Genomic DNA, 24,911 nt, shown 5'->3' with positions numbered 1-24,911 from the left:
GCCCCTTTGAGAGTGCAATTTCGCCAGCCATTAGCCGGCCAGCAGCGTTGTACCTATGCCATTACGGCCCACTAGGCCGGTTTGCGTCGTGTCAGAGGTTTTCGTTAGGTCGGAAACAGAACGCGACCACTGGGTACCGTATATGAAACGCGATCGAGCGAGCTAAACGTCTTCGTCATGTGACGTACCTATCAATGTCTAACGTTCCCCTTTGGATAAGGGGCGGAGAACGTGGCCGTCAAAAATAGGACGGTGGTATTAATGGCGCATTGGACAAATACCTTTAACAAAAGAAATGCCTTCTAGACTCGCCAACTTATGTTGGTTTTCTTAGCCTTTTGCCGTGCTATCTTCACGCTGACCTACACTATCTGACAAGGATTTTTACCTAAGCAGATATGAGCGATATGCACTCAATGGAAGGAGAGCAAGCGATGATGTACGACGTGGCAATTGTAGGCGGCAGCTATGCCGGAATGGCCGCTGGGCTGCAGTTGGCCCAGACGCGACGTAACGTAGTGGTGATTGATGCGGGCCAGCCGCGCAATCGCTTTGCCTCTCACTCGCGGGGATTTTTGACCCAGGATGGTAAATCGCCCCATGACATCGCAGGGGCTGGCTATGCGGAACTGGCGCAGTATCCATCGGTAGACTGGTACAAGGGTAAAGTAGAAACGATTGTTGGTGAAGTGGATGACTTTACGTTGACGCTTGCCGATTCAGCGGCAGCGCCGCTGCATGCCCGCCGAGTTATTCTTGCCGCTGGTGTGGGGGATGAGCTGCCGTCTTTATCTGGGCTAGACGAACGATGGGGCACGTATGTTTTTCATTGTCCCTATTGCCACGGTTTTGATCTGAACCGTGGGCGGATCGGCGTGCTGGCAACCTCTGAGGCGGCCATGCACTTGGCATTATTGCTGCCCGACTGGGGACAGACCACTCTGTTTCTAAACGACGCTTTCGAGCCTGATAAAGAGCAATTGGAAAAGCTCGCCAAGCGTGGCACGCATGTTGAGCGTGGGCCGGTCGAGCGCTTAACGGGGAACAGCGTCGAGGTGGTGATGGCGGATAGCCGGGTATTTCCCCTGGATGGTCTATTTGTCGTTACCCAGACCGCTCCCAGTGCGCTGGCCATACGGCTGGGGTGTGAACTTGATGTGACGCCGCTGGGACGTGTCATCAAAACCAACGATGCCAAGGCTACCTCCGTGCCCGGCGTCTTCGCCTGCGGTGATATTGCAAGACCCGTGGGTAATCTATCGCTTGCAGTCAGTGACGGTGTGCTCGCTGGACAGGCAGCGCATCATTCGCTGGTATTCGACTTGTAAGCCAGACCTCAATATCGCGGTCAACCAGTACTCTTAAACATCCTTGGGAAAGCGCTCAATACGCGTGCCTACACCGTAAACTTGTGCCAGCAGATCGGCGACTGGATTGTGTAGATCGGGCCTTCACCGGAAATGCAGAAGTGTCGACGTGTGCTGGCCGCTGTCGGTTATCTACAATATTTGCAGCGGACCATCCGTAACCTGGTAGAGAACGCTTTTCTTTTGAAAAGTCTCCCTGTTTACGTTGCATATAATGGTTGTATTTTAGTCCCGGCTCCTTAGGGTGGCGTTTTCAGTTGACGGGCACTTACGGGTTTTCTTGGCAAAGGTAAATGGCATGATGGCGCTATTAAAAGGATATATGCGTTCTTCGTTGATCTTACGAGTCACGATTGCGCTGTTGCTGGGTGTGGTAGTCGGGATATTTGGCGGTGACGCGGTCGCCGTTTGGCTTGGCCCGGTAGGGGATTTGTTGCTTCGCCTGCTGACGTTTCTGATCGTGCCTATCGTGCTCTTTACGCTGATGGTAGGTATTAATCAGGCATCAGTGGGCAGTGTTGGTCGGGTAGGGCGCAAAGTGCTGCTGTATTACCTGGCCTCTTCAGCGTTCGCCATTGTCGTTGGGCTTTCGATCGCGACGCTTTTTAATCCGGGCAGTGGCATGACGCTGGATGAAAGCGCCAGTTTTTCAGTGCCGGAAAACCCAGGGCTTGTGGATGTGCTACTCAATATCGTGCCAAACAATATTATTGGCGCGTTTGCCGACCAGAACCTGCTGGGGATAATCTTTACCGCGCTGGTGTTCGGTATTGCCTTGATGAAGGTGCGCCAGAGTGAAGCGCATGGCAAAAGCGCCGAGCGGTTGTATGAAATGATTGAAGGCTTGAATGCGGTCACATTGAAAGTGATGTCTGGCATTTTGCACGTCGTGCCGGTTGGGGTATTTGCCATTGTGGCTGAAACGGTAAGCCAGCAGGGGTTGAATACGCTGCTGTCACTCGGCGATATGGTCATGGTGCTCTACATTGCCCTGGCCGTTCAGCTGGCGATCTACTGCCTGGTGATGCGCCTTTTTGGGGTCAAACTGCGCCGCTTCTTTCGGGAAGCCCGCACGCCGATGGCGACTGCGTTTGCCACTCAAAGTAGCTCCGGTGTTCTGCCTCTGACCATGAATGCCGCACGGCGCATGGGTATCTCCCAAGGTGTATACGGGTTTAGCTTGCCGTTGGGCGCCACCATGAACATGGATGGCGCGGCGATTCGTATTGCCATTTCAGCCGTATTTGCTGCCAATGTTATTGGCACACCGCTCGATCTGGCGAACATGGTACAGATAGTGGTAATCGGAACGCTGATTTCGGTGGGCACTGCAGGCGTGCCTGGGGCGGGCATCATCATGATTGCTACGGTGTTTGCCCAGGTGGGGCTACCCATTGAAACTGTGGTGCTCTTGACCGCTATTGACGCTTTGGTAGGTATGGGAGCAACCGCGCTGAACGTAACAGGCGATCTGGTAGGCACCGCCGTGATTGCGCAAAGCGAAGGCGAGCAGTGCGAAGGCAACGTCAAATATCAAGACGACGTAGGCTAGTATTTAAGCGCCACCTAAACGAAACAGCCCGAACCAATGGCTCGGGCTGTTGAGAATGGGGAAGGCGTCGCTAGTGCTTCAAAATGACATAGAACGCGTGAATGATGCCCGGAATAAAACCAAACAATGTCAAAATGATGTTAAGCCAAAAATGTCCTTTAAGGCCAACTTCAAAAAATACGCCTAACGGCGGCAGGATGACCGCGAAAATCATCTTGATAGGATCTGTTGCAGTAAACGCCATAAAGCCTCCTTTGCTTAATCGGTACGTTACTACTTGCAAGTGTAGACGCAAGGTTCAAACTTAGCGAACGTATGCACACTTGTTAGACTTAGCGTTTAAGTTTGCGGTTCACACAGTTACGCCGAATTATCAAAAACCGATTATCAAGAAATAGGGAAGGGAATCCATGTATAAACTATTGCCGCCGTCGCTAATGCTGACGGGACTCGCAGTCTCCAGCCCACTTTGGGCACAAAGCGAGCCATCCTCAGTGCAGGCTTTGCCTACGGTTGAAGTGAGCGCGCCGCGTTTGGCGCGTGAGCTTTACGCCACGCCAGCGGCGGTTTCCACCGTGGACCAGGAAGCCATTTCCCAAGGCCAGCAGCGTGTTCGGCTGGATGAAACGCTGGTCGGCGTACCTGGGGTTTTCATTCAGAACCGTGATAACTTTGCCCAGGGCCAGCGTATTGCCATTCGTGGCTTTGGCGCCCGCGCCCCGTTTGGCGTGCGCGGTATTACGGTGATGGTCGATGGCATCCCTTATACCTTGCCGGATGGCCAGGCGCAGCTGGATGCGATTGATCTGGATAGCGCCGAGCGTATCGAAGTGATTCGGGGGCCTTCGTCAGTGCTGTATGGCAATGCCACAGGCGGGGTAATTGATGTGACGACCGCCGATGGGCGCGAAAACCCGGGTACGCGGCTGCGAGTGGAAGCGGGTAGCGACGGGTATCGCAAAGCGTCCCTGCAAACCGGCGGCGCTCAGGGCGACTGGTCGCACAACGTCAGTTTTTCAGCGCTTAATGTGGATGGCTACCGCGACCAAAGTTCAACGGAAAAGTACCTACTCAATGCCAAGTTGCGCCGCGAGCTGGGTAGTGAGCGGGCGCTAACGGCGATTGTTAATCTTCTGGAAAACCCTCGCTCGGAAGACCCCGGTGCGCTGAATGCCGGTGAGGTGACGCGTGGGCGGCATCAAGCCGCGCCGAACTCGCTGGCGTTGGATGCAAGACAGAATGTAGATCAGCAACTTATCGGCTTGCAGTACGAGGATCTGTCTGCAGGCCCGGGCGAGTTTTACCTGAAAGGCTTTATCGCCCGGCGCGATTTTGAACAGCAATTACCTTACATAGGTGATAGCCGCCTGGGCTATCAGCGAGACTATATGGGCGCGAGTGCTGAATACCACCATGACATCATGCTCGGCGAGCTGCCGCTAAGCTATGTGGCGGGGGTTGATGCCGCGCGCCAGAGTGATGATCGCTTCCGCAATGATGTAAACGCCCAAGGGGTGGTGGGTGAGCAGGAAGCGGATGAGACTCAAACGGCAACCTCTGCCGGGGTATTTGCTCAGGGGGATTTGGGGCTTACCGAGCAGGTAACGCTTTCCTTGGGAGCACGTTTTGATCGTGTAGATCTGGAAGTGGATGACCGGTATCTAGCCGATGGCGATCAAAGCGGCGACCGCACCTTCAATGAGTGGAGCGGTTCCGCCGGGCTAAGCTATCGCTATCGCCCCCAGCATCAGATGTATATCAACACCGGCACGGCCTTTGAAACGCCGACGTTCTCCGAATTTGCCAACCCGGCAGGCGGCGGGTTCAACCCGTCCATCGAGCCGCAAAAAGCCTGGAACCGTGAGGTCGGTATGCGTGGGTATATTGAACCGCTAGCCATGGATTATGACGTCGCCCTGTTCTCGGTGCGCGTACGCGATGAGCTGGTGCCTTTTGATGAAGGCGGACGCACCTTTTACCAGAATGCGGGCGATACCAATCGGGATGGTCTGGAGCTTTCCTTGGGCTGGCAGTTTGCCGAACAGTGGCGCCTGAACAGCGCATTAACCCTGGCCCGCTATGAGTTTGACGAATTTTCCACGCCCAGCGAGCGCTTTGATGGCAATCGCATCCCTGGCCTGCCCGAGCAGACCTGGGTCAACCAGCTAACCTGGGAAGGGCTGACACACCGCTTTGCCACGCTTGAAACCCAGTACGTGGGTGACATGGTGGCCGACAATGCCAATGAAACGGAGATCGACAGCTATTGGCTGGTCAACCTGCGGGTAGGCGATGGCTGGCAGCTGGGTGGTGATACGTTGTTAAACGCTTATGTGGGCGTGCGTAACCTGTTTGATGAGGAGCACTATGCCAATGTGCGCCTGAACGGCACCTATGGGCGTTACTATGAGCCGGCGCCGGGGCGCAGTGTCTACGGTGGCTTGGAAGTACGCTTTTAAGTTTTTGGGAAATAAAAACGGCAATCAAAACGGGCAGCCCTTGGGCTGCCCGTTTTCGTTTGGGTTAACTATGTCGGTCGGTAGGCCTTACTCGGGCAAGGCGTAGCCGATAACGTAGTCACCCATCAAGGTTCCAAAGGTGCCATGGCCGCCCGCCGTTACCACAACGTACTGACGGCCATCGGCGCCGGTATAGGTCATGGGGGTTGCCTGGCCGCCCGCGGGCAAGCGAGCCTTGAATAGCTCTTCACCCGTGGTGATATCGTAACCGCGCAGGTACTGATCCAGCGTGCCCGACATAAAGGTAACACCGCCTGCTGTGGTCAGCGGGCCGCCTAATGCCGGAACACCCACAGGCAGACCAATTGGCAGACCAAGCGGCATGCTGTCGCGGGTGGTGCCGTTACGATGTTTCCATACGACTTCCGCGCTTTGCAGGTCGATACCTGCTACATCACCCCAGGACGGGGCTTGGCAGGGCAGATCAAAAATCGACAGCAGCGGGCCTAGCTCAACGGCATAAGGTGCGCCAGCGTTGGGCTGAAGGCCCTGTTCACTGGCCGAACCTTGGCCTTCTTCTACCTCGTCACGCGGAATCAGGCGAGAAACGAAGGCGAGGTACTTGGCACCGGTGAACAGTGCCTGACGTTCAGGATCAACTGCGACGCCGCCCCAGTTCATGACGCCGACGTTACCCGGGTAGATAATGCTGCCTTCCAATGACGGCGGCGTGTACTGGCCCTCATAGCGCAGCGAGTTGAACTGAATACGGCACATCATCTGATCAAAGGGTGATGCGCCCCACATATCACGCTCGGTAAGCGGCGGTGGTAATAGGTTCAGCGCTGAACGCGGCTGGGTTTCTGCTGTCCAGTCGCCTTCAATTGCGCCTTGAGGAGCGGGGATTTCTTCAATGGGTACGATCGGCTCGCCGGTTTCACGGTTGAGTACGTAGAGGCTGCCTTGCTTCGTCGGCTGAATCACCGCAGGCTGGGTGCCTTCATCCGTTGCCAGATCAATCAGCACAGGCTGAGCAGGCGTATCCATATCCCATAGGTCGTGATGAACAAATTGATAAACCCACTCAACCTGACCGTCGTCCAGGTTCAATGCAACCAGACCTGCACTGTAGGTTTCATCGTTTTCGGTACGATCCGCGCCGTACTGGTCGGGCGTGGCGTTACCCATGGGCAGATAGACAAGACCTAACTCTTCATCAACGCTGATAGGCGCCCATACGTTAGGCGAGTTGCGGGTATAGGTTTCCCCTTCCTCCAGCGGTTCCGTCTCTTCGGGGTTACCACTATCCCAATTCCAGACCAGCTCGCCGGTGCGCACGTCAAAGGCACGGATAACACCCGATGGCTCATCGGTAGAGCTGTTATCGGTTACGTGGCCGCCCAGAATCACCAGATTTTCGGTCACCGTGGCCGGGGAGGTGGAGTAGTAGCCGCCTGGGTCAAAACTGCCGATATTACGCGTCAGGTCAACTTCGCCATTATCGCCAAATCCTTCGCAGGGCTCGCCGGTATCCGCATTGAGCGCAATCAGGCGGGCATCGGCCGTAGGCAGGTAAAGACGACGCGGGCACATCACATCGGTTTGGCTAATCAGGGCAGAAGGAGCATTTTCGCCGTCACCTGCTTGCGTTTCAGTGAGGGTGGCAAGCACCGACATGTCAATATCAAAGGCGTCGCTGTCTGCGAAGAGTGCTGATGGTTCATCGGTGTCGTCGGCCGCATTATTCGCCGCGCCTTCAGTGGCGGCGTTGCCTGTGTCGGTGTCATCACCGGGCTCGGCAGTATAGTTAGCCGCATCGTAATAGGCCAGGCCACGGCAGGTCATATGCGCCCAGCCGGAGAAGTCCTCGGCGCCCATGGTGCTGATTTGCGGGTCGAATTCCCAGATCGTTTCACCGGTTTCCGGGGAGAGCGCCATGGCGCGACTGTGTGATGTGCAGATATACAGGCTGTCGTTAACTTTTAACGGCGTATTTTGATTAGTAATTTCCGGCGGGGCGTTGGGGCCGGGCTCGTCACCGGTTTGAATGCGCCATACCTCTTCAAGCTCGCCAATGTTCTCCGGGGTGATCTGGCTAAGCGAGGAATAGTGCGTGCCCGCGTTGGTGCCGCCGTAGGCAGGCCAATCATTGCCTGCTGCCTGCGCTGGGTTCACATCGCCGTTTGAGCGGTTAGCTGCCAGGGTGCCTTCGATCTGGGCCGGGTCGTCAAACTGGCTGGCAATGGCCACTACAATAGCGGCGGCGATACTGGCCGTCAGCGCAAGGCTTCCGCCTCGCGAGTGAAGCGGTTTGCGCCACCAGGGGAGCAGCATGATGATGCCGATGAACGCAAGAATGGCGACGCGGGGCACCAGCTGCCACCAATCCAAACCTACTTCCCACAATGCCCAAAGCAGTGTGGCAATTAAAATCAGGGCATAAAGCCAAAGGGCAGCGCCTCGTCGCATGGCAAGCAAAATGCCAGTTGCCGCGATACCAATGCCGGCAATCAAGTAATAGGCGCTACCGCCCAGGCTGATAAGCTTGCCGCCGCCAATGGCGAGCGCCAAGCCAGCAACAACAAGAAAAAGGCCTAGCAGCAAAGCAGGCCATTTACCGCGAGTTCGCGTGTTTTCATCCATGAGGGTTCCCCAGTTAACAATGTTAATGGCTACCTGGCGATTAACGCCAGACGCCGCTCCCTACCGTGCTTATACCCATCAGCTGGTTGTTGGTTAAAGCATAGGTAGTTACCGAGCGTATCAGCCGTATGTTTGGGCTGACCAAACGGCGCTATAAATAATGAGTAAAAAAGCCGTGCTATAAAGATAGCGCGGCCATGGAGTACTGCTATTATTTTTCACCAGCTGAGCGGTCATCTGCTCAGCTGTTTACCTGCTAAATACGGCATTAGTCGTTTAACGAAACCAGCATCTTGCCTGTATTACCGCCCTTGAATAGCTCAAGAAACGCATCGGGCGTACTTTCCAGGCCCTCTTTCACCGTTTCCTTATAGTTGATATCGCCAGCGGCTACCTGCGGCGACACTTCCTTTAAGAACTCGCCGTAGTGATCCCAGTGATCCGACACGATAAATCCCTGCATCCTGACCTTGCGAACCAGTATTTGAGACAGGTTGCTGGGCCCTGGTGCGGGCTTTTCGGCATTGTAGCTATCAATCATACCGCAAACCGCAATACGGGCACCTTCATTTAGCTGGCTTAACGCCGCTTCCAGGCAAATACCGCCTACGTTTTCGTAATAAACATCAATGCCTTCAGGGCTTGCAAGTTGGATAGCGTCGCTGAGTTCCTTGGCTGTTCTGTCGCGATAGCTGACCGGCTCAACGCCTAGCGATTCAAGCCAGGCAAGCTTATGCGCAGCACCCGCGATGCCCACCACGTGACAGCCCTTGGCCTTGGCCAGTTGCACAACCAGTGAGCCGACGGCGCCGCTTGCTGCGCTTACCAGGACATTGTCGCCAGGGCGGCACTCGGCAATACGATTGAGACCGGTCCAGGCCGTCATTCCCGGCATGCCCAGTACGCCCAGGTAGGCTTGCTCCGGCACATCGGTGCTGGGTAGCGGATAAACACCGTCTGCGGAAATTTGCGCGATATCGCGCCAGCCGCCCATATGGCTGACGATATCGCCCTCTTTCAATCGCTCATCGTTTGATGCAATCACTTCCCCAATTGCGGCACCTTCCATGGGCTGGTCCAGCCTGAACGGTGCTACATAAGTATGTTGGCCGCTCATGCGTCCGCGCATATAAGGGTCGACGGAAAGCCAATGGTTGCGAATGCGGACTTCACCGGGGTTCAGGTCAGGCAAGGGTTGGGTTTCAAGCTTGAACAGCTCGCGTTCGGGTAGGCCATTGGGGTAATCGGTGATGGTGAAAAAGCGAGACTGCATGCATACCTCCTGCAAGGCTTAGCGTATCCAGGTATCTAAACGTCTTGATGTACTTGCAGCATAGAGATCATTAACCTGCTTGCAAGTTCGTTATGTTTTAGCGGTGCAGCGTGCAGCAAAAATAGGGCGCTCTTTTCAGAGCGCCCTATAGGGGAGACTATCATGCATAACAGCAATTGCGTTGAGCGGCTAAGGGGTACCACACACTTGGCGGGTGTGTTATCCGTTAATCCAGCAACGTGACCATAACAGGGGCGACACCTCTACGCAGCATGCCCAGCTTGCGCGCTGCCTGTTTGGAAAGATCAATTATCCGTCCTTGAACAAACGGGCCGCGGTCATTGATCAGTACTTCCACTTCTTGCCCGGTATCGGGGCGGGTTACCAGCACTTTCGAGCCAAACGGCAGGGTTGGGTGTGCGGCTGTCAGCGCCTGTTGATCGAAGGCTTCGCCACTGGCTGTCAGGGCGCCTTGAAAGCGGTCACTGTAATAGGAAGCAACGCCTTCCTGTGCATCTATATCATTTGCAAACGCGCTATTTGCTGTAATGGCCATCAGCAGTACAGCTAAACAACTCGTTCGAAGTAGTCGTTTAGAACTTTCCATTGGAATACCTCAGTTATTCGTGTCGAGAGTCTCGCAACCATCAATGAGGTGCCGGATAGGCGAAAGGATGTTAACGCGCTCTATGAGGAGCAGCAAGCTTTTAGACGTTCGATGCAATTGCCTCCAAAATTACGTATTTTTTGATGTTCCGGTTATGCCTTTGCATTTCAGCGGTTTAACGTAGAGTGTCCACGCTGTATTAGAGCGTCATTTGGTACCTTAAAACGATGACTTTCATTGGGTCTTTTCCCTAACATTGCGTATTATCGCTTGGTTGTTGATTTCCTTAACCATTGCCAATTTTCAAGGACGCACTCATGGCCAAGTCTTCTCCTTTTGCATTAGTACTTGTTGCTGTAGGGGGGGCTGTCGTCGGTTTTTTAGCCGCGCAGACCATTTCTGCCGATGCATCATCCTCTTCATCGTCGGATACACAGACAGCCGAACAAGCTACAACTGCGGATGCGTTAGTGGGCCTGGATAGCGTCACTCTGGGTGAGCGCATGCGGGGGGAAATCACGTCCAGTGATCTGCTTAATGGAAACGACGGAAGCCGCTATGACCGTTACGTGATTCATCTTGAAGAGGGCGATCTGGTCGAGTTCAACCTGCGCGGTGCACTAAACGGCATTGTTGCGCTATATGATGATCAGCTTCAATTGTTGAGCAATGCACCGACTGCGCGCCACCGTGCTGAGCAAGCAGGTGATTACATGGTCGTAGTCAGCGGTGCCGATGGCAGTAGCTACGGTCCCTATACGCTGAACAGCCGGGTCGTTGAGCTAAGCGATAGCGATGTATTGACCGTCGATGCTCCGCTGGATAGCTGGCTGGACAGCACATCCAGTGAGTTTACGCTGACCATTGAAGAAGCGGGTATGTACCAGCTGGAAATGCGCTCTGACGAATTCGATGCTTATCTGGAGCTTGACGGGCCGAACGGCTATCACCGAGAAGACGATGATAGCGCCGGTAATCTGGATGCCCGAATTTCAGACTTCCTAGCGCCGGGTGATTACACGGTCACTGCGCGTACGCCCTATAGCGAAGGTAGTGGCCTTTTTACGCTTTCGGTTGAGCCGCGAGAGCTGCCCGGTGATGGCGAGCTGCGTAATGACGGTACTATTGTACCCAATGACTCGCTAAACGGCTGGTACAGCGGCCAGGATCTTACCTACCAGGTAGAAGTCGAAGAAGCCGGTATGTATCAAATCGATATGGGCTCCAGCGATGTGGATGCCTATCTGGTGCTTGAAGGCCCGAACGGTTATTACCGTGAAGATGACGACAGCGGCGGTAATCTGGATGCACGCATTGCCGACTTCCTGGAGCCGGGCACTTACCAGCTAACCGCACGTACCGCTTACGGCAGCGAAAGCGGCCTGTTTACCATTACCATGGCGCCTCATGATCTGCCTGAGGGTGTTGAGCTGCGAAATGAGGGTGCCATAACCCCAGGTGAGAATATCAACGGCTGGTTTAGCGGTGAGCCGCTGATCTATGAGCTTGAACTGGATGAAAGCTCGCTTGTAACGCTGGATATGCGTTCCAGTGATTTCGATGCTTATCTTGAGCTTGAAGGCGAGGGCGTTGCCTACAGTGACGACGACGGCGGCTCCGGTACCGATGCGCGCCTGCAACAGCAACTGCTGCCGGGTATCTACCGCGTAATCGCGCGTGGCTTCAGCACCCAAGGTAGCGGGCTATTCGAACTGGAAGTAAGCTCCGAGCCCACCCAAATGCAGCCCAGCATGTAAGAGGTTAGATAGCTGGGGATTGATGCGCCCTTGTCCACTAAGTGGGCAGGGGCGTTTAAGTTTGGCTACTCTCAATCTTCAATGCGTGGTGCGGCCGTATTCCAAGGAGGTAAGGGAGGATGTATAGCCGCTGGAAGGTAGCTGGCTTGCGAAACTCAATGTCTATGAAATCGCACCCTACGCCGTGGGGCAGTCAGAACTTGTCATTCCGCTCGAAGCTTTGAAAGGGATTGCTGAGCCGCGCTAATTGGGGCAGTAAACTGATATAAAGCAGCTATGCTGATAAAGGCGTTATACGTAAGGGCAGAGGCGAAGGGTCTAAGGTCGCAAGTTTCAAGCTTCTGTCCTGACTCTTAAAACAAACAGGCATGGATTGCGATGAGTCACTTACTGGAAACACGGCGCTGGGTACGCCTGGCCATTGTTAACGCAAAGGGCGAGTTGCTGCTATTTCGCTCACAAAATGAACAGCAGCCAAAACGTTGGTACGCCCCCGGAGGCCTGCTAATCCCAGAGGAGGATTATCCTGGCGCTGCACGGCGCGTTCTTGAAGAAACCACTCACCTTGCCTGCCCCTTGGGGCCTCTTCTGCGCGAGCGGGAAGGTCTTGACGAAGAGATTGATAGTGAAGAGCCGGAGACCGCAGGACGCTGGTGCGAGCGCTACTTTCTTGTGCGCTGCCCCAAGACAATGGACATAGAGGACGATAGTAATAAAGCCTTTCAGGCGGCTGGCGCCACCTGCCGGTGGTGGCCGATGACTGAAATGTTTGAAGAAAGCAGTGATATCTTTGAACCTACCTGGTTACCTGAGCTGCTGGCCAGCGTACTGACCAGCGAGCCACCGTTGCCATCAGACCTACCGGCCAGCGTTTAGACAACCAATAACCACCAGCAGAGCAGCGGTGGGCAAGCGCCAGTCGAGTACGCTGACACCCGCAAGCACCAGTAAAAGTCCTGCCAGAATGGGCACGCCGTAGGCAAGGCTGCCCACTAGGCTTGCATGACCCCAACGTAGCGCTTTATCCCAGGCCACCATGGCCACGCCGTATGGCCCTAAACCCAATGCCACGCCAGCCAGTAGCGCTTCACCGCTGGGAAGAATCAGTTGGCCTTCCAACCCTACGCCCAAAAGCGTGGTAATCGCACAGGCAATCAACAGCAGGCGCGGAAGTAAGGGGGTAATGGAAACCGGCGCTGCCTGACTTAACCACGAATAGAGAGCCCAGCAGCAGGCAGCCAGCAGAGCCAGGCCATAGCCTACGGTAGCTCCGCCCAGGCCACTGCTTAACGCCTGGGGCACCAGCAGCAGAGCGGCACCGGAGAAGGCAATCAACGCGCCTGTCACGCCCGCTAGGCGCAGTCTGCCAAAACGGCTCCACTGACTTAAAAGCACAAACAAAACCGGCCAGGTATAGGTAATCAACGCAGCCTCGGCTGCTGGGGCAAGCCGCATACCGATAAAGTAAGTGCTTACTGCGCCCAGTATCAATAAAGGAATACCTATCCAGATGCCCAGCTGCCAGCCCCGGCTGCAGCTGGCGACATTAACGCGACGGCTTAATGGCAGTGTGGCGAGTGCCCCGGCCAACAGCGTTAACGCCGCGAGCTGAAGCGGTGAAGAAGTATGCGCACGTTCGGCAAGCAGGGGCGCCAGGCTCCACAGGATGACGGCGATCAAAGCGGCGCCAACGCTGTACCAACGAGGAAACACAACGGGGGAGTGAGTGCGTTGCATGAGTAGTCTCCTTGCCTAGAACATGTGTAAAGCAGCATACTCGTCAATAAAACATCACAATATCGATCTTTTTTGATAGTTTCGATCACGATAGGTGATATATGCGCGCACCCACGTTAGACCTTACCCTGCTGCGTACGCTGGTGGCGATCGCGGATACGGGCAGTGTTACCGCGGCGGCCAAGCGCTTGGCTTATACTCAGTCAACGGTGAGTATGCAATTGCAGCGGCTGGAGACCCATTTAGCGTTAAGTCTGCACGAGCGCGATGGTCGCAGGCTCAGGTTCACACCCGATGGTGAGCGTTTAATCACCCATGCGCGGCGCCTTCTGGCCCTCAATGATGAAGCCTGGGGAGATATGCAGGCCCAGCAGGTAACTGGCGATCTGACGCTGGGGATCCCTGAGGATTACGCCTCGCTGTTGCCGTCGGTATTTGCCTACTTTCATCAGCTTTATCCAGCCGTGGGGCTGAAAGTTATCTGTGGCACGAGTGCTCATCTGGTTGAACAGGTAAAAGCCGCCGAGCTTGACTTGGCTTTGGTGACACGCCAGCGCAACTCGCCGGGCGGAGACGTTATCCGTCGCGAACCACTGGTATGGGCGGTAGGAGTTAATCAGCAGCCTTTGCTTAGCGACCCCATACCGCTGGCTCTTTACTCGCCCGGCGCCGACGTGTTCAGGGAAGTGGCCGAGCAGGCCCTGCAGGGGGCCGGACGTAACTGGCGGGTGGCTTACACCAGCCAGTCCATGGCCGGGCTTGCTCCCATCGTGATTGCTGGCCTTGCGGTGGTGGTGGTGACCCGCAGCATGTTGACGCCTTCGCTGCGTCCGCTGGATGAAAGCAGTGGTCTGCCGGCCTTGCCCATGATTGAACTGGCTCTTCACCGGGCACCCCATCGGCCGTCAGAGCCTGCAAGGCGTTTGGGTGAGCTGATACGCGAGCAGTTGGCCGCGCCCAGTGAAGCGGTATGAGGGTGGCGGGCTTTCTCCTTTCTCTAGCGTTGAGGGATTCATCGGCTAATGTTAGCCGAACTGAACTAGACTGAATGCCAAAGAATCTTGTCACTAGGAGCGCTGAATGCACGAGCTGGATCACTATATTTATCCACACCGGGTACTCCACTGGCTAGTGGCCGGGGCTGTGCCGCTGGCGCTGGCCAGTGGTTTTACCATCGGCACGCTGGGTTATGAGCGTACCTTTGATCTAGTGGGCAATACGTTCACAAACCTGCTTTACACCAGTCACAAGACGCTGGGCGTGACTATCTTGCTGCTGATGACCTTACGCATTATCACTCGCGTCGCCTTTGTCGTACCCGACCACGACCCGCCCCTGAATGCCTTTGAACGGATAGTCAGTACCAGCGTGCATCATCTTTTATATTTAGCACTGATCGTCATGCCGCTACTCGGCTGGGCGGCAACCGCCACCGGCGGTTATCCGATCGAGTTCTTTAAGTGGCACCTGCCAGGGCTTTTAGGTGAGCATCCGGCGCTTTCCAGCCAGCTTTATATCTGGCACGGGCGTATTGGCTGGGCCATTTTGGTATTGACCGTTCTCCACGTGGCAGGGGCGCTATTTCACTGGCGTATCAAGTGCGACACAGTCACCAAACGCATGAGCCTGTTTGATTGAAGCGTAATCATAACGGCGCGCAGAGAGCGAAATCGCCATGGGCCAGCAAATCGTGTTTATTATTGGCTTAGCCGCCGTTCATGTGTTTGCCAACAAGCTTCGAAAGCTTAGCGCCGTACCGCGTAGCGCCTGGCTTTCGTGGGCAGGTGGCATATCGGTTGCCTACGTATTCATCCATGTCTTCCCTGCCTTGAGCGAAGCCCATCAAACCATCAATGACCACGGCCTGCTGGCGATTCTTGAGCATAATGCGTATATCGTCGCGCTTATCGGTCTGGCCGCATTTTACGGACTTGAGCAGGTAGCCACCCGGCACTCACAGCCTTACCAGCAGGGTGTCAGGACCAATTTTAGAAAACTTGAAGGCGTTTTCTGGATACACGTAGGGTCTTTCTCGCTGTATAACGCGCTCATCGGTTACTTGCTGGTTTATCGCGACAACCACTTTCCAGATGTTGTGTTCTTCTTTTTGGCCATGAGCGCACATTTTCTGGTCAATGATCATGGGCTGGTGCGCCATCACCGCGAGCGTTACCTGGCGAAAGGGCGATGGGTGCTGGCCAGTGCGGTAGTGGTAGGCTGGCTGGTGGGTGTCATGGTTGAGGTAACCGAAGCCTTTGTCAGCCTGCTCTACGCGTTTGTTGCCGGCGGCCTGGTGCTTAACGTGCTTAAAGAGGAGCTACCTGAAGACCGGCGTAGTCGTTTCTGGCCGTTTGCACTGGGGTTAGCGGGCAGCACCGTGTTGTTGGTATTCGCTGAACCATAAGGTGCTGGGCTTATGCTTGGTTACGTCCATCTGTGCTTTTTGCTGTCTGCCTGATCGGCACGAGTGTTTTGGATTAAGTATTATCGCTTGCCAAGGTAAATGAAAATCACTTTGTTTATTGACTTGGCAGGTTAGTACGTCACAATTCGCCGCTTATACCGCAGTAGGGAAGCACTCATGGAGCTGTTGAAGGTTGTTTTTCGTCATTATCGCTGGCCCTTTCTAGGTGCCATTGGCCTGAGTCTGCTCAGTGCAGGCTTGGGGGTCGGAGTGATCGCCTTTATCAACCAGCGCCTTATTGAAGTGGGTAGCCCGCTTTCTGCGCTCCCCCAATTTCTGGGGCTGCTTGCCGTGCTGCTGGCGGTCACGCTGGGCACACAGCTGGCGCTGACCTTACTGGGTCATCACTTTGTCTATGACCTACGTTCAAGGCTCGTTAAACGCATTCTGGACACGGATATCGAGCGCCTTGAACAGCTTGGTAATGCCACGTTGCTGGCAAGCCTTTCAAGCGATGTACGCAATATCACCATCGGTTTTGTGCGCCTGCCTGAGCTCGTTCAAGGCGTGGTGCTGACGCTTGCTTCTATCGCCTATCTCGCTTGGCTATCACCGCAAATGGTTGTTATCACCGTACTATGGATCGCTTGTTCCATGGGTATTGGTTGGGTACTGATTTCCAAGGTGTACCGCCACTTCAATCTGGTGCGGGAAAGCGAAGACCGTTTATACAAGGATTACCAATCGGCGATTGAAGGGCGCAAGGAGCTTGCGCTAAACCGCGACCGGGCGAAGCGCTTCTTCGATGAAACCTTCACCAAAAATGCACGGGATTACCGTTACCATATTATTCGTGCTGACACGTATCACCTGAGTGCGGGCAACTGGTCGAATATCATGATGCTGGGGGCGATCGGCGTGGTGTTTTTCATGGCCAACGGGCTTGGTTGGGCAACCCCCGCTGTTGCTGCCACCTTTGCCTTGACCCTGCTATTTTTACGTACGCCACTCATTCAGGCGATTGGTGCCTGGCCGACTCTGATTAGCGCTCAGGTGGCGTTTGATAAACTGGCAAGCTTGGAACTGGCCGAATATCAGCCGGGCTTTGATGTCGATGATACCTTTGCATGCTGGCAGTGCCTGGAGCTTGTTGAGGTTACTTACCACTACCCTTCGGTTGAACAGGGCGAGGGGTTCCACGTTGGGCCTGTCAATTTGACCCTTGAGCGGGGGGAACAGGTGTTCCTGATTGGCGGCAATGGCAGCGGTAAATCTACATTGGCGCGCCTGTTGACCGGCTTGTACCAGCCGCAAAGCGGACATATCAAGGTGGATGGGCAAACGCTTACGCCCGCGCAATGGCAGGGATTTCGAGCCCGGTTCGCTAGTGTGTTTACCGACTTCCATCAGTTCGACCTGGCGATGGGACCTGGTGGCCAGAAGGCTGCCCCGGCGCTGATGGAGACTTGGCTTGAGCGGCTGCAAATGCAGCACAAGCTGCAGTGGGATGGTAATCGGGTAATTAATACCCAGCTATCCCAGGGGCAGCGCAAGCGCCTGGCACTTCTGTTGGCTATCGCCGAGGAGCGCGACATTCTGCTGCTCGATGAGTGGGCCGCCGACCAGGACCCGCAGTTCAGGCGACTTTTTTACCGTGAGCTGCTGCCACACCTGCGCGATATGGGGAAAACGGTCTTTGCGATCAGCCACGATGACAGCTACTTCGTGCACGCCGATCGTTTGCTGGAAATGTCCCAGGGAAAGTTGCGTGAGTTAACCGGCACTCAGCGCGATCTGGCAAGCCAGGATGCGGTAGCGCAGATTACTACCTGATTACTTGGCAGCCGTTAAGTGACCCGTTTGCGGGCCACTCGATCACACCCTTCCAGCGGGCAGTTACTGCACACGCTGAACTCATCCAGCAAGTAGCGCAGGCAGCAAAGCTTGCGCACCTGCTTCACTTCGTCACTGCCCTTGGGTGTGTACGTGCGCACTGGCTCAAACAGAGGATTACGCTGACCGCCAATATGGCGGGATTCCAGCAGCGCTCGTGCGGCGGTAAGTGCCTCTCGATTGATCTCAGGATGCTCGGCAAGCACGTTCACATAGTAATTCAGGTAGCCACCGGCATTGCTCCAGAACACGCGTGGCGCGGCGCCTGAAATGGCCGATAGGCGTTCAATAAGCGGTTCCCAGTGGTGAGTAATCAGTTTGGCAAAACGCTCGCTGGAATCCTGTGCCTCCATAAGCGCGCCTTCATGGGGTAGCCATAGCTGCTTGGTACACCCTTCATCATTAAAAATGACGTGTACATCATCAAGCTCTACCGGCAAGTCACGGTTGAGAAGTAGATGAGAGGCGAGGGTAGGTACGGTAAGCGCGCTGAAATGCCATTTGGACCATAACGAGGTAATCGCACGCTTATCTCCACCCGGATAGCGGGCAGCGTAGCGTTCCAGGTCCTGCTCCAATAGTGCCGTATTGCGCCAGCGTGAAGCTTTTACCGCACCTGCCGGCGGCGCGCCGCCGATCAATGGAGGGGTAAACAGCACCAACGCCCCCTGATAGCAGTCGGCGAGCGTAAGCAAGACGTGTTCAGACATGGCGTGATCTGAATAGTGCAGGGCTAGCGGCGGCATAACGAAACTCCCGAACATGAGCTCTTTGAAAGCTCAAGCACACCCGCGCAAAGGCAAATGAGGAATACGTTGCGTTGGCGCAGGCTGAAAGTGAGAGGTTTAGCTTAATCGATAATGCTTATCAGTTGAAGTGTTAGTTGCGAATCAATGCGTTTTACAAAAAAGGTGCGCTATTGAGCCACTGCAATGTGGTGATCGCCTTTAGGATGCTTCATGACCTGCATGGGTAGCCCATAAATAGCTTCCAAGGTGCTGTTACACATCATGTCCCTCGGGGGGCCATGGGCGAGTAAGCGGCCGCTGTGCAAGGCCATCAGTTCATCGCAATAGCGTGAGGCCATGTTGATATCGTGCAGTACGATAATGACGCCCAGGTCAAGCTCGTCGCAGAGTTTGCGAATCAGGGCGAGGACTTCCATCTGGTGAGCGATATCCAATGCGGCCAGCGGCTCATCGAGCAGTAGAAAACGGCTGCCTTGTGCCAATAGCATAGCGAGCCAGACGCGCTGGCGTTCACCGCCGGAAAGGGTATCGACCAGGCGGTCAGCAAAGGCTTCGGTATGGGTGAGGGCAATCGCACGTTCGATCGCGTCTGTATCTTTCTGGTTATGGCGGCCCAATAGGCCATGCCATGGATAACGGCCGAAAGCGACCAGTTCGCGCCCCGTCAGGTTTTCAGCGCTGGGCAGGTGCTGGGGAAGGTAGGCCACTTGACGCGCAAACTCCCGGCTGCCCCAAGCGTTTAGCGGGCGCTGATCAAAATGGATATCACCCTGGCTAATCGGCTGCTGCTGGGCAAGCAGCTTAATCAGGGTCGATTTGCCCGAACCGTTATGGCCAATCAGGCCGTAGACCTTACCTTGCTGAAAGGTATGCTCAATGGGCTGTAAAAGGGGCTTGCCATTGATCGCAAAGGTAGCGCCTTTGACCTCGAACATGAAGGACTCCTGGCCGTCAGAAGATGGTGAATAAAGCGTGGATTGTATCGTTAATGGTTATCATTTAATAGCGGTGCAAATGCGCTTGCGCTTAATAGTTGGATGAGCCCCACACTAACGCGCCGTTTAGCCCAACGCGGGTAAAGGACGATGCTGGCGATTGAGCCAAGCTTAGTCTGCGCGCAGTAAGGTAAGCGCTAGGTACTGTCTGAAAAGTGCTTACACTTGGCAATACGGCGTTAAAAATCGGTCAGAATACTCATTTACCACATGTAAACTCCGTTTCTTCGCCGATTTTGCCTTGTCTTACCTTCGCTCGTCGACTTTTCAGACAGAACCTAAAAGCAAAACGCCCAGCGAGCCGTGAGGGCCGCTGCCTGGAATTATTAGGGTAAACGTGGTTTCGCCATACTCACACCACGCCAATAAAACGCTGAACTGAAGCAGTAAAATAACCGCCGCCAACTAGTGCAAAGTGCGGCTGAATGCTATTCGTCAGGATGGCCGAGGACTCGGCAGAAAGCAGGGGAAGTTAAAACAGAGAAAAGTTATTACAGCCTTGGCTCATCCGATAGCGGCGCAGTTGTATGGTGGTTTTGGCCTCAAATCAGGCGTAAAGAGATATTAATAGTGGGTAACTTGATTTTGGGGCCCATGAAGAGGCATTCCGATAATAAGAGCGTCAATTGTAGTGCTAATCGTTATCATTTAAAATCACTGCGTTATATTTATCTGTATCTGTCCTAATAAAGCCAAGGCTCTGAAATGACCGTGCTGCCTGTTGCATTGCCCATCACCCAGGGTTGGGTGTTTAGCCGGGATAACTCGCCATGCTAAATGCAGTCGCTCTTAAACAGAAAGCGCGCGGTATGTCGCCTGCCAGCGTTTTCTTGCTATCTAGCCTGCCGCTGCTAGTGCTCTTCGGGGTTAGCCTTCACGCTCAGGGCGGCATTGTTTCCGGGTTTCACGCATTGCTGGCGCCTTCGTTTGAAAACACCGATGAGGTATTACTTTACTATGCTTGGTGGCCGCGGCTTTACGTGGCGCTCCTGGCCGGCGGCGGTTTAGCGCTCGCCGGGGTACTAATGCAGCAGGTGTTGCGTAATCCACTGGCATCGCCAACTACATTGGGTGTGGCGTCGGGCGCCAATCTGGCGTTGATGGCCGCCACGTTGATGGCACCGGGGATGCTGGTTATCGGGCGTGAATGGGTGGCGTTAGCAGGTGGCAGTTTGGCCGTTGGCCTAGTGTTTGCACTTACCTGGCGCCGCGGGCTTGCGCCCGTTGTGGTGGTGTTGGCAGGGCTAGTGGTCAACCTGTACCTGGGCGCGCTTTCAACCGCGCTTTTGCTGTTCAACCATGAAACTCTGGCGGGGCTATTGATCTGGGGAGCGGGGTCGCTTGCTCAGAATGGTTGGGATGGTGTTGCTACTTTATGGCCCCACCTGGCCATCAGTGTTGTGGCCGCATGGCTGCTGTTACGTCCTCTGGCCGTGCTGGAACTTGATGATGCCAGCGCCAAAAGCCTGGGTATTTCGCTTAAATACCTGCGCTTTGCAGGCCTTGGGCTTGCGGTGTTTATTACCGGTAGTGTGGTTAGCGTTGTCGGCATTATCGGCTTTATAGGTCTTGCAGCGCCTAATATTGTGCGTATGGCCGGAGTCCGCCGATTAGGTAGCCGACTACTCTGGTCTACGCTCTTGGGTGCGGTGCTGCTGGCAACTACCGATCTTTTGCTACAACGCTTTTCCGGCTTGCTGACAACGCTGATTCCCACCGGAGCGATTACCGGTGCGCTGGGTGCACCGCTGCTGTTATGGCTAATTCCTCGGTTGAAGCTTCAGGGTGACCGGCCGCCTCAGCCTCTCAGCATGCTGGTTAGCCGCCATCCATCGCCGTATCGCTTGGCGACTGGGCTGCTGGTAGCGTTACTGGTTGCCGCGTGCCTGGGGCTGCTGTCAGGCCAGGGTGCCAATGGCTGGGGATGGATAAGCCCGTTCAACTGGAACGTTATGGAGTGGCGCCTACCCCGCGTCATGGCGGCCGCTGCCAGTGGCCTGATGCTGGCCGTCGCCGGTACGGTGTTGCAGCGCCTGTCCGCCAACCCCATGGCAAGCCCCGAGGTGTTGGGTATCAGCGGCGGCTGCGCCATCGCGCTGATACTGGGTATTTATTTACTACCCGGCCCAAGTAACCTGGCACTGATCGGTATCGGGACATTAGGCGCGTTGGCCTCGTTACTGGTACTGATTGGCTTGAACCGCCGTAGCGGCTTTGTGCCCGAACGGCTACTACTCAGTGGCGTGGCGATCAGTGCCCTGTTTGACGCTGTGCGCAGCGTGCTGCTGGCGGGCGGTGATCCGCGTGGTCAGCAGGTGCTTGCGTGGCTGGCAGGGTCTACCTATTACGTTGATGTTACCAGTGCTGTGGTGGTAGGCAGTCTGGCTGCCGGGCTTGCACTGGTAGCGCTTCCGTTTAGCCGTTGGCTGGATATCCTCCCTTTGGGCGCGCCGATGGCTCAGGCGCTTGGTGTCACCTCGAACCGGGCACGATTAGGGCTACTATTACTGGTTGCGCTATTAACGGCATGCGCCACGCTGGTGGTCGGGCCGCTTTCATTTATCGGCCTGCTGGCCCCTCATATGGCACGCCTGGTGGGGTTTTCGCGCGCTCGACAACACCTTGTTGGCGCTGCTCTCATCGGCATGCTGCTAATGGTGCTGGCTGACTGGGTTGGCCGCCAGGTCATGTTCCCTTATGAGATACCGGCAGGCCTCGTTGCCTCGCTCATTGGCGGGGCTTACTTCATGTGGGGCCTGCGGCGGCTCTAAGTCTTCAATGCTCAAATGTTACGCTCAGACAGCGGTTTGCTGCTTGAAATAGGCTGTCATCACATCAAGTACTTTTTCGATATCTTCATCATTAATATTGCGGTGCACGACAAGGCGCGTGGCATATAAAAGCTCGATTAAAATATCGTGCTGTTTAAGCCATGTGGAAAGGGGCCGCACGTGCTCTTCAGAAATGCGCACAAACAGCATGTTGGTCGCTTGAGATGTCACCTCGACACCGGGAAGGGCGGCCAGCCCTTCGGCCAGACGTGCCGCGCGGCGGTGGTCGTCGGCCAGGTCCTGCACGTTGTGGTCAAGCGCATACTGGCAGGCGGCGGCTATGATCCCTGCCTGACGCATTCCCCCACCTACCACTTTTCGCCAGCGGCGGGCACGCTCAATAAGCGTGCGCGAACCTACCAGAGCAGAGCCGATCGGTGTACCCATGCCTTTTGAAAAGCACAGCGATACGCTGTCAAAGGGGCGGCACAGCTGTTCAATCGGTACCTGGCTTGCAACGGCTGCATTGAAAAGCCGCGCGCCGTCCAGATGCGTTGCCAGGCCCCGGGAACGGGCAAGCTCGGTGGCTTGATGAACGTAGGCTTCCGGCAGCACTTTACCGCCGATGGTATTTTCTAAGGCCAAAAGGCGTGTACGGGCAAAGTGAAAATCATCTTGCTTAATGGCAGCGTCGATTTTTTCCAGCGGCAGGCTACCGTCGCTGGCATTTTCAATGGGTTGCGGCTGAATGCTGCCAAGCACCGCAGCGCCGCCCCCTTCATAGCGATAGGTATGGGCTGACTGCCCGACGATATACTCGTCACCGCGCTCGCAATGGGCCATCAGGCCTACCAGATTACTCTGAGTACCGCTTGGAAACAGCAGCGCCGCCTGCTTGCCTGTCAAGGTGGCAAGGTGCTCCTGAAACGCATTTACCGTCGGGTCATCACCCCAGACATCGTCACCAAGGGGCGCATTCATCATGGCTTCTAACATAGCGGCGCTTGGGCGAGTGACCGTATCACTGCGTAAATCAATCATAAAATCTTCCTTTATAAATAAGTGATTTTTACGATAAGCAACTATTGGTAAAGCTATCGATACCCACTTTGTAAAGGGAGTAGAATGGATCTTAAAAGCGGCTATCCGTTTGGGACGGCAAAAATGGTCTATTGGCTACTTTCCCACAGCTTGGCCCTGAGCATCAATGTGATATAGACGCTAATAGATGGCGGAATAGTCGCCATTGGCTCCCCATGAGTTAAGACAGCATAGCCACAACGTGGTGGTGCTTGAGTGCCGTAATGATCGAATGCTGGAAAAGACCCAAGGACTAGCTGACAAGATAAAGGCGCTCTGGCTCTCGCTGATAATTAATCCTACATTTAGCTGGGCGGGAACCTAGGCAAAACAAGTGGCGGATTGCCTTATTTTGGGTTTCACGATGCCCGTGACCAAACTGATGTGCGCCTTGATTGAGGGCAGGGAGCCCCCCGACTCACAAAACTATTTTTAAGTACCACGTCACGTATAAGCTCACTACACGATGAGAGCAGTACCCATGAACCATCTACTTTTTTTACGTGCGCTTGAGCGTAGTGATCTACGTTTTGTGCATGAATTAAATAATAATCAAAGCATCATGTCATATTGGTTTGAAGAGCCATACGAGTCATTTGATGAACTCGAAGAGCTATATAACAAGCATATTCATGACAATGCCGAAAGACGTTTTATTGCAGAAGATAGTGCAGGGATTGCCATTGGGTTGGTGGAGCTGATCGAAATCGACTACATCCACCGGAGCGCCGAATTTCAGATTATTGTTGCACCAGACCACCAGGGAAAAGGCTTTGCTCGTTCGCTGATCCGCCAGGCTCTGCATTATTCTTTTACCATCTTGAATATTCACAAGGTGTTTTTGATCGTTGCAGTGGAAAACGTCAAGGCAATCCATCTCTATGAAGAGAGCGGATTTATTGAAGAGGGGCATCTGGTTCAGGAGTTCTTTATCAACGGCAAATACCGGGATGTAAAACGCATGTATATCCTGCAAGAAACTTATCTGGAAGCGCTGGAGCGTAACGAGGTCTAGACTTACCTGATTGTAAAAAATAACGCCTCATACTGAGGCGTTGGTTCAACTGTTATCGCAAAGCTTTTACAGCTGGCGCATATAGGCAGCCAGCGCATCGAATGCTGCGCGCTGCTCCTGAGCACATTGAGCCCATACTTTCATAATATCTTCACTAGTGGCCGGATATTGCGTCGTTGAGTGTTGCATGGCATGCACTCCTTTTCAGTAATTTATCAAATATTCTTATTATGGTGAGTGTTTAGTGCGGTGCAGCATATGCTGTGGTGCGGGATAGTAGGCTTTTTTTACTCCTCCATCTAGTAAAAAAGATGTAGGTATATTGCTATGTCTTGTAAGCATTTACTTACAAGGTGGTAGTTAGCCTCCTATCTAATTGAATGGAAAAGAATTTCGTAATAAATAAAAAAGCCAGAATTTCTTCCGGCTTCGATAAGTATATTTTCTAAACCGCGAAGAAAAATAGATGGTTAGCCTAAATAGCCTGCCAATGCATTCATGGCCGCACGCTGTAGCTGCGCTTGAAGGAACCAGAATTGAAGAACGTCATTATCATCGTTAAAGGGAAGTAGGGTTAGCGTCATAGTGGAGTCCTCCTGTTAGGACACA

The 24,911-nt window shown here is 54.5% G+C and carries 20 protein-coding genes; 11 read left to right on the top strand and 9 right to left on the bottom strand.

The window, feature by feature from the left end; genetic code table 11:
• Window positions 1-398 precede the first annotated feature (398 nt).
• Both ELY38_RS01605 and ELY38_RS01600 read left to right on the top strand, forming a co-directional pair.
• A complete protein-coding gene (locus tag ELY38_RS01605; protein ID WP_246009044.1) occupies window positions 399-1,328 on the top strand; it encodes an NAD(P)/FAD-dependent oxidoreductase in 930 nt (309 codons plus the stop codon).
• A 337-nt stretch (window positions 1,329-1,665) separates the two neighbouring features.
• A complete protein-coding gene (locus ELY38_RS01600; RefSeq protein WP_127059773.1) occupies window positions 1,666-2,919 on the top strand; it encodes a dicarboxylate/amino acid:cation symporter in 1,254 nt (417 codons plus the stop codon).
• 70 nt (window positions 2,920-2,989) lie between these two features.
• On the opposite strand, the gene ELY38_RS01595 is transcribed toward ELY38_RS01600, so the two are convergent.
• Window positions 2,990-3,163 carry a YqaE/Pmp3 family membrane protein gene (locus tag ELY38_RS01595; RefSeq protein WP_127059772.1) on the bottom strand — a complete coding sequence of 58 codons (174 nt, stop codon included), beginning with the start codon at window positions 3,161-3,163 and terminating at the stop codon, window positions 2,990-2,992.
• Between the two features lie 166 nt (window positions 3,164-3,329).
• Here ELY38_RS01595 and ELY38_RS01590 point away from each other — a divergent pair, with 166 nt between their 5' ends.
• The gene (locus ELY38_RS01590) at window positions 3,330-5,378 is read left to right on the top strand and encodes a TonB-dependent receptor family protein (protein WP_127059771.1); all 2,049 of its coding nucleotides are present in this window, start codon (window positions 3,330-3,332) and stop codon (window positions 5,376-5,378) included.
• Window positions 5,379-5,465: 87 nt separating this feature from the next.
• Here ELY38_RS01590 and ELY38_RS01585 read toward each other — a convergent pair whose 3' ends face one another.
• The 3 genes from ELY38_RS01585 to ELY38_RS01575 form a co-directional block, all read right to left on the bottom strand.
• Window positions 5,466-8,021 (bottom strand): glucose/quinate/shikimate family membrane-bound PQQ-dependent dehydrogenase, encoded by a 2,556-nt coding sequence (locus ELY38_RS01585; RefSeq protein ID WP_127059770.1) that lies wholly within the window; start codon window positions 8,019-8,021, stop codon window positions 5,466-5,468.
• A gap of 268 nt (window positions 8,022-8,289) precedes the next feature.
• Window positions 8,290-9,294 (bottom strand): NADP-dependent oxidoreductase, encoded by a 1,005-nt coding sequence (locus tag ELY38_RS01580; RefSeq protein WP_127059769.1) that lies wholly within the window; start codon window positions 9,292-9,294, stop codon window positions 8,290-8,292.
• A 226-nt stretch (window positions 9,295-9,520) separates the two neighbouring features.
• The gene (locus ELY38_RS01575; RefSeq protein ID WP_422822304.1) at window positions 9,521-9,850 is read right to left on the bottom strand and encodes a septal ring lytic transglycosylase RlpA family protein; all 330 of its coding nucleotides are present in this window, start codon (window positions 9,848-9,850) and stop codon (window positions 9,521-9,523) included.
• Between the two features lie 368 nt (window positions 9,851-10,218).
• Here ELY38_RS01575 and ELY38_RS01570 point away from each other — a divergent pair, with 368 nt between their 5' ends.
• Window positions 10,219-11,658 (top strand): hypothetical protein, encoded by a 1,440-nt coding sequence (locus ELY38_RS01570; RefSeq protein ID WP_127059767.1) that lies wholly within the window; start codon window positions 10,219-10,221, stop codon window positions 11,656-11,658.
• A gap of 378 nt (window positions 11,659-12,036) precedes the next feature.
• Window positions 12,037-12,534, top strand: coding sequence for an NUDIX domain-containing protein (locus ELY38_RS01565; RefSeq protein ID WP_127059766.1), 498 nt, complete (start codon window positions 12,037-12,039; stop codon window positions 12,532-12,534).
• Here the strand turns inward: ELY38_RS01565 and ELY38_RS01560 are convergent.
• Window positions 12,517-13,395, bottom strand: coding sequence for a DMT family transporter (locus tag ELY38_RS01560; RefSeq protein ID WP_127059765.1), 879 nt, complete (start codon window positions 13,393-13,395; stop codon window positions 12,517-12,519). The genes ELY38_RS01565 and ELY38_RS01560 overlap by 18 nt on opposite strands.
• 101 nt (window positions 13,396-13,496) lie before the next feature.
• On the opposite strand from ELY38_RS01560, the gene ELY38_RS01555 reads away from it, so the two are divergent.
• From ELY38_RS01555 to ELY38_RS01540, 4 genes are all read left to right on the top strand, one after another.
• A complete protein-coding gene (locus ELY38_RS01555) occupies window positions 13,497-14,369 on the top strand; it encodes a LysR substrate-binding domain-containing protein (RefSeq protein ID WP_127059764.1) in 873 nt (290 codons plus the stop codon).
• Between the two features lie 106 nt (window positions 14,370-14,475).
• Window positions 14,476-15,033 (top strand): cytochrome b, encoded by a 558-nt coding sequence (locus ELY38_RS01550; RefSeq protein WP_127059763.1) that lies wholly within the window; start codon window positions 14,476-14,478, stop codon window positions 15,031-15,033.
• Between the two features lie 37 nt (window positions 15,034-15,070).
• Complete coding sequence (locus ELY38_RS01545; RefSeq protein ID WP_127059762.1) at window positions 15,071-15,799, top strand: hypothetical protein; 729 nt, start codon at window positions 15,071-15,073, stop codon at window positions 15,797-15,799.
• 177 nt (window positions 15,800-15,976) lie between these two features.
• Window positions 15,977-17,632: a multidrug ABC transporter permease/ATP-binding protein gene (locus ELY38_RS01540; RefSeq protein ID WP_127059761.1), complete on the top strand. Its 1,656-nt coding sequence runs from the start codon at window positions 15,977-15,979 to the stop codon at window positions 17,630-17,632.
• Between the two features lie 14 nt (window positions 17,633-17,646).
• On the opposite strand, the gene fhuF is transcribed toward ELY38_RS01540, so the two are convergent.
• Window positions 17,647-18,438 (bottom strand): siderophore-iron reductase FhuF, encoded by a 792-nt coding sequence (fhuF, locus tag ELY38_RS01535; protein ID WP_246009042.1) that lies wholly within the window; start codon window positions 18,436-18,438, stop codon window positions 17,647-17,649.
• Window positions 18,439-18,608: 170 nt separating this feature from the next.
• Complete coding sequence (locus ELY38_RS01530; protein ID WP_127059760.1) at window positions 18,609-19,376, bottom strand: ATP-binding cassette domain-containing protein; 768 nt, start codon at window positions 19,374-19,376, stop codon at window positions 18,609-18,611.
• Window positions 19,377-20,206: 830 nt separating this feature from the next.
• Between ELY38_RS01530 and fhuB the strand changes: the two genes are divergently transcribed.
• Window positions 20,207-22,207 (top strand): Fe(3+)-hydroxamate ABC transporter permease FhuB, encoded by a 2,001-nt coding sequence (gene fhuB, locus ELY38_RS01525; RefSeq protein WP_127059759.1) that lies wholly within the window; start codon window positions 20,207-20,209, stop codon window positions 22,205-22,207.
• Between the two features lie 24 nt (window positions 22,208-22,231).
• Here the strand turns inward: fhuB and ltaE are convergent, their stop codons facing one another.
• Complete coding sequence (ltaE, locus tag ELY38_RS01520; protein ID WP_127059758.1) at window positions 22,232-23,248, bottom strand: low-specificity L-threonine aldolase; 1,017 nt, start codon at window positions 23,246-23,248, stop codon at window positions 22,232-22,234.
• A gap of 520 nt (window positions 23,249-23,768) precedes the next feature.
• Here ltaE and speG point away from each other — a divergent pair.
• Window positions 23,769-24,302, top strand: a complete 534-nt coding sequence (speG, locus tag ELY38_RS01515; RefSeq protein ID WP_127059757.1) for a spermidine N1-acetyltransferase — start codon at window positions 23,769-23,771, stop codon at window positions 24,300-24,302.
• Between the two features lie 66 nt (window positions 24,303-24,368).
• Here speG and ELY38_RS19495 read toward each other — a convergent pair whose 3' ends face one another.
• Entirely contained in the window at window positions 24,369-24,491 is a 123-nt protein-coding gene (locus tag ELY38_RS19495; protein ID WP_281274304.1) for a hypothetical protein, read from the bottom strand.
• Window positions 24,492-24,911 lie beyond the last annotated feature (420 nt).

The sequence above is a fragment of the Vreelandella nanhaiensis genome (assembly GCF_003990185.1).
Classification (GTDB): Bacteria; Pseudomonadota; Gammaproteobacteria; order Pseudomonadales; family Halomonadaceae; genus Vreelandella; species Vreelandella nanhaiensis.
Note: the sequence above shows the minus strand (reverse complement) of the source record. Positions and strands in the feature narration are given on the sequence as shown.

Excerpts from the sequence above, each read along its gene's own strand:
- ELY38_RS01605 (WP_246009044.1), top strand. The coding sequence starts at position 399 with ATGAGCGATATGCACTCAATGGAAGGAGAGCAAGCGATGATGTACGAC.
- ELY38_RS01600 (WP_127059773.1), top strand. The coding sequence starts at position 1,666 with ATGATGGCGCTATTAAAAGGATATATGCGTTCTTCGTTGATCTTACGA.
- ELY38_RS01595 (WP_127059772.1), bottom strand. The coding sequence starts at position 3,163 with ATGGCGTTTACTGCAACAGATCCTATCAAGATGATTTTCGCGGTCATC.
- ELY38_RS01590 (WP_127059771.1), top strand. The coding sequence starts at position 3,330 with ATGTATAAACTATTGCCGCCGTCGCTAATGCTGACGGGACTCGCAGTC.
- ELY38_RS01585 (WP_127059770.1), bottom strand. The coding sequence starts at position 8,021 with ATGGATGAAAACACGCGAACTCGCGGTAAATGGCCTGCTTTGCTGCTA.
- ELY38_RS01580 (WP_127059769.1), bottom strand. The coding sequence starts at position 9,294 with ATGCAGTCTCGCTTTTTCACCATCACCGATTACCCCAATGGCCTACCC.
- ELY38_RS01575 (WP_422822304.1), bottom strand. The coding sequence starts at position 9,850 with ATGGCCATTACAGCAAATAGCGCGTTTGCAAATGATATAGATGCACAG.
- ELY38_RS01570 (WP_127059767.1), top strand. The coding sequence starts at position 10,219 with ATGGCCAAGTCTTCTCCTTTTGCATTAGTACTTGTTGCTGTAGGGGGG.
- ELY38_RS01565 (WP_127059766.1), top strand. The coding sequence starts at position 12,037 with ATGAGTCACTTACTGGAAACACGGCGCTGGGTACGCCTGGCCATTGTT.
- ELY38_RS01560 (WP_127059765.1), bottom strand. The coding sequence starts at position 13,395 with ATGCAACGCACTCACTCCCCCGTTGTGTTTCCTCGTTGGTACAGCGTT.
- ELY38_RS01555 (WP_127059764.1), top strand. The coding sequence starts at position 13,497 with ATGCGCGCACCCACGTTAGACCTTACCCTGCTGCGTACGCTGGTGGCG.
- ELY38_RS01550 (WP_127059763.1), top strand. The coding sequence starts at position 14,476 with ATGCACGAGCTGGATCACTATATTTATCCACACCGGGTACTCCACTGG.
- ELY38_RS01545 (WP_127059762.1), top strand. The coding sequence starts at position 15,071 with ATGGGCCAGCAAATCGTGTTTATTATTGGCTTAGCCGCCGTTCATGTG.
- ELY38_RS01540 (WP_127059761.1), top strand. The coding sequence starts at position 15,977 with ATGGAGCTGTTGAAGGTTGTTTTTCGTCATTATCGCTGGCCCTTTCTA.
- fhuF (WP_246009042.1), bottom strand. The coding sequence starts at position 18,438 with ATGCCGCCGCTAGCCCTGCACTATTCAGATCACGCCATGTCTGAACAC.
- ELY38_RS01530 (WP_127059760.1), bottom strand. The coding sequence starts at position 19,376 with ATGTTCGAGGTCAAAGGCGCTACCTTTGCGATCAATGGCAAGCCCCTT.
- fhuB (WP_127059759.1), top strand. The coding sequence starts at position 20,207 with ATGCTAAATGCAGTCGCTCTTAAACAGAAAGCGCGCGGTATGTCGCCT.
- ltaE (WP_127059758.1), bottom strand. The coding sequence starts at position 23,248 with ATGATTGATTTACGCAGTGATACGGTCACTCGCCCAAGCGCCGCTATG.
- speG (WP_127059757.1), top strand. The coding sequence starts at position 23,769 with ATGAACCATCTACTTTTTTTACGTGCGCTTGAGCGTAGTGATCTACGT.
- ELY38_RS19495 (WP_281274304.1), bottom strand. The coding sequence starts at position 24,491 with ATGCAACACTCAACGACGCAATATCCGGCCACTAGTGAAGATATTATG.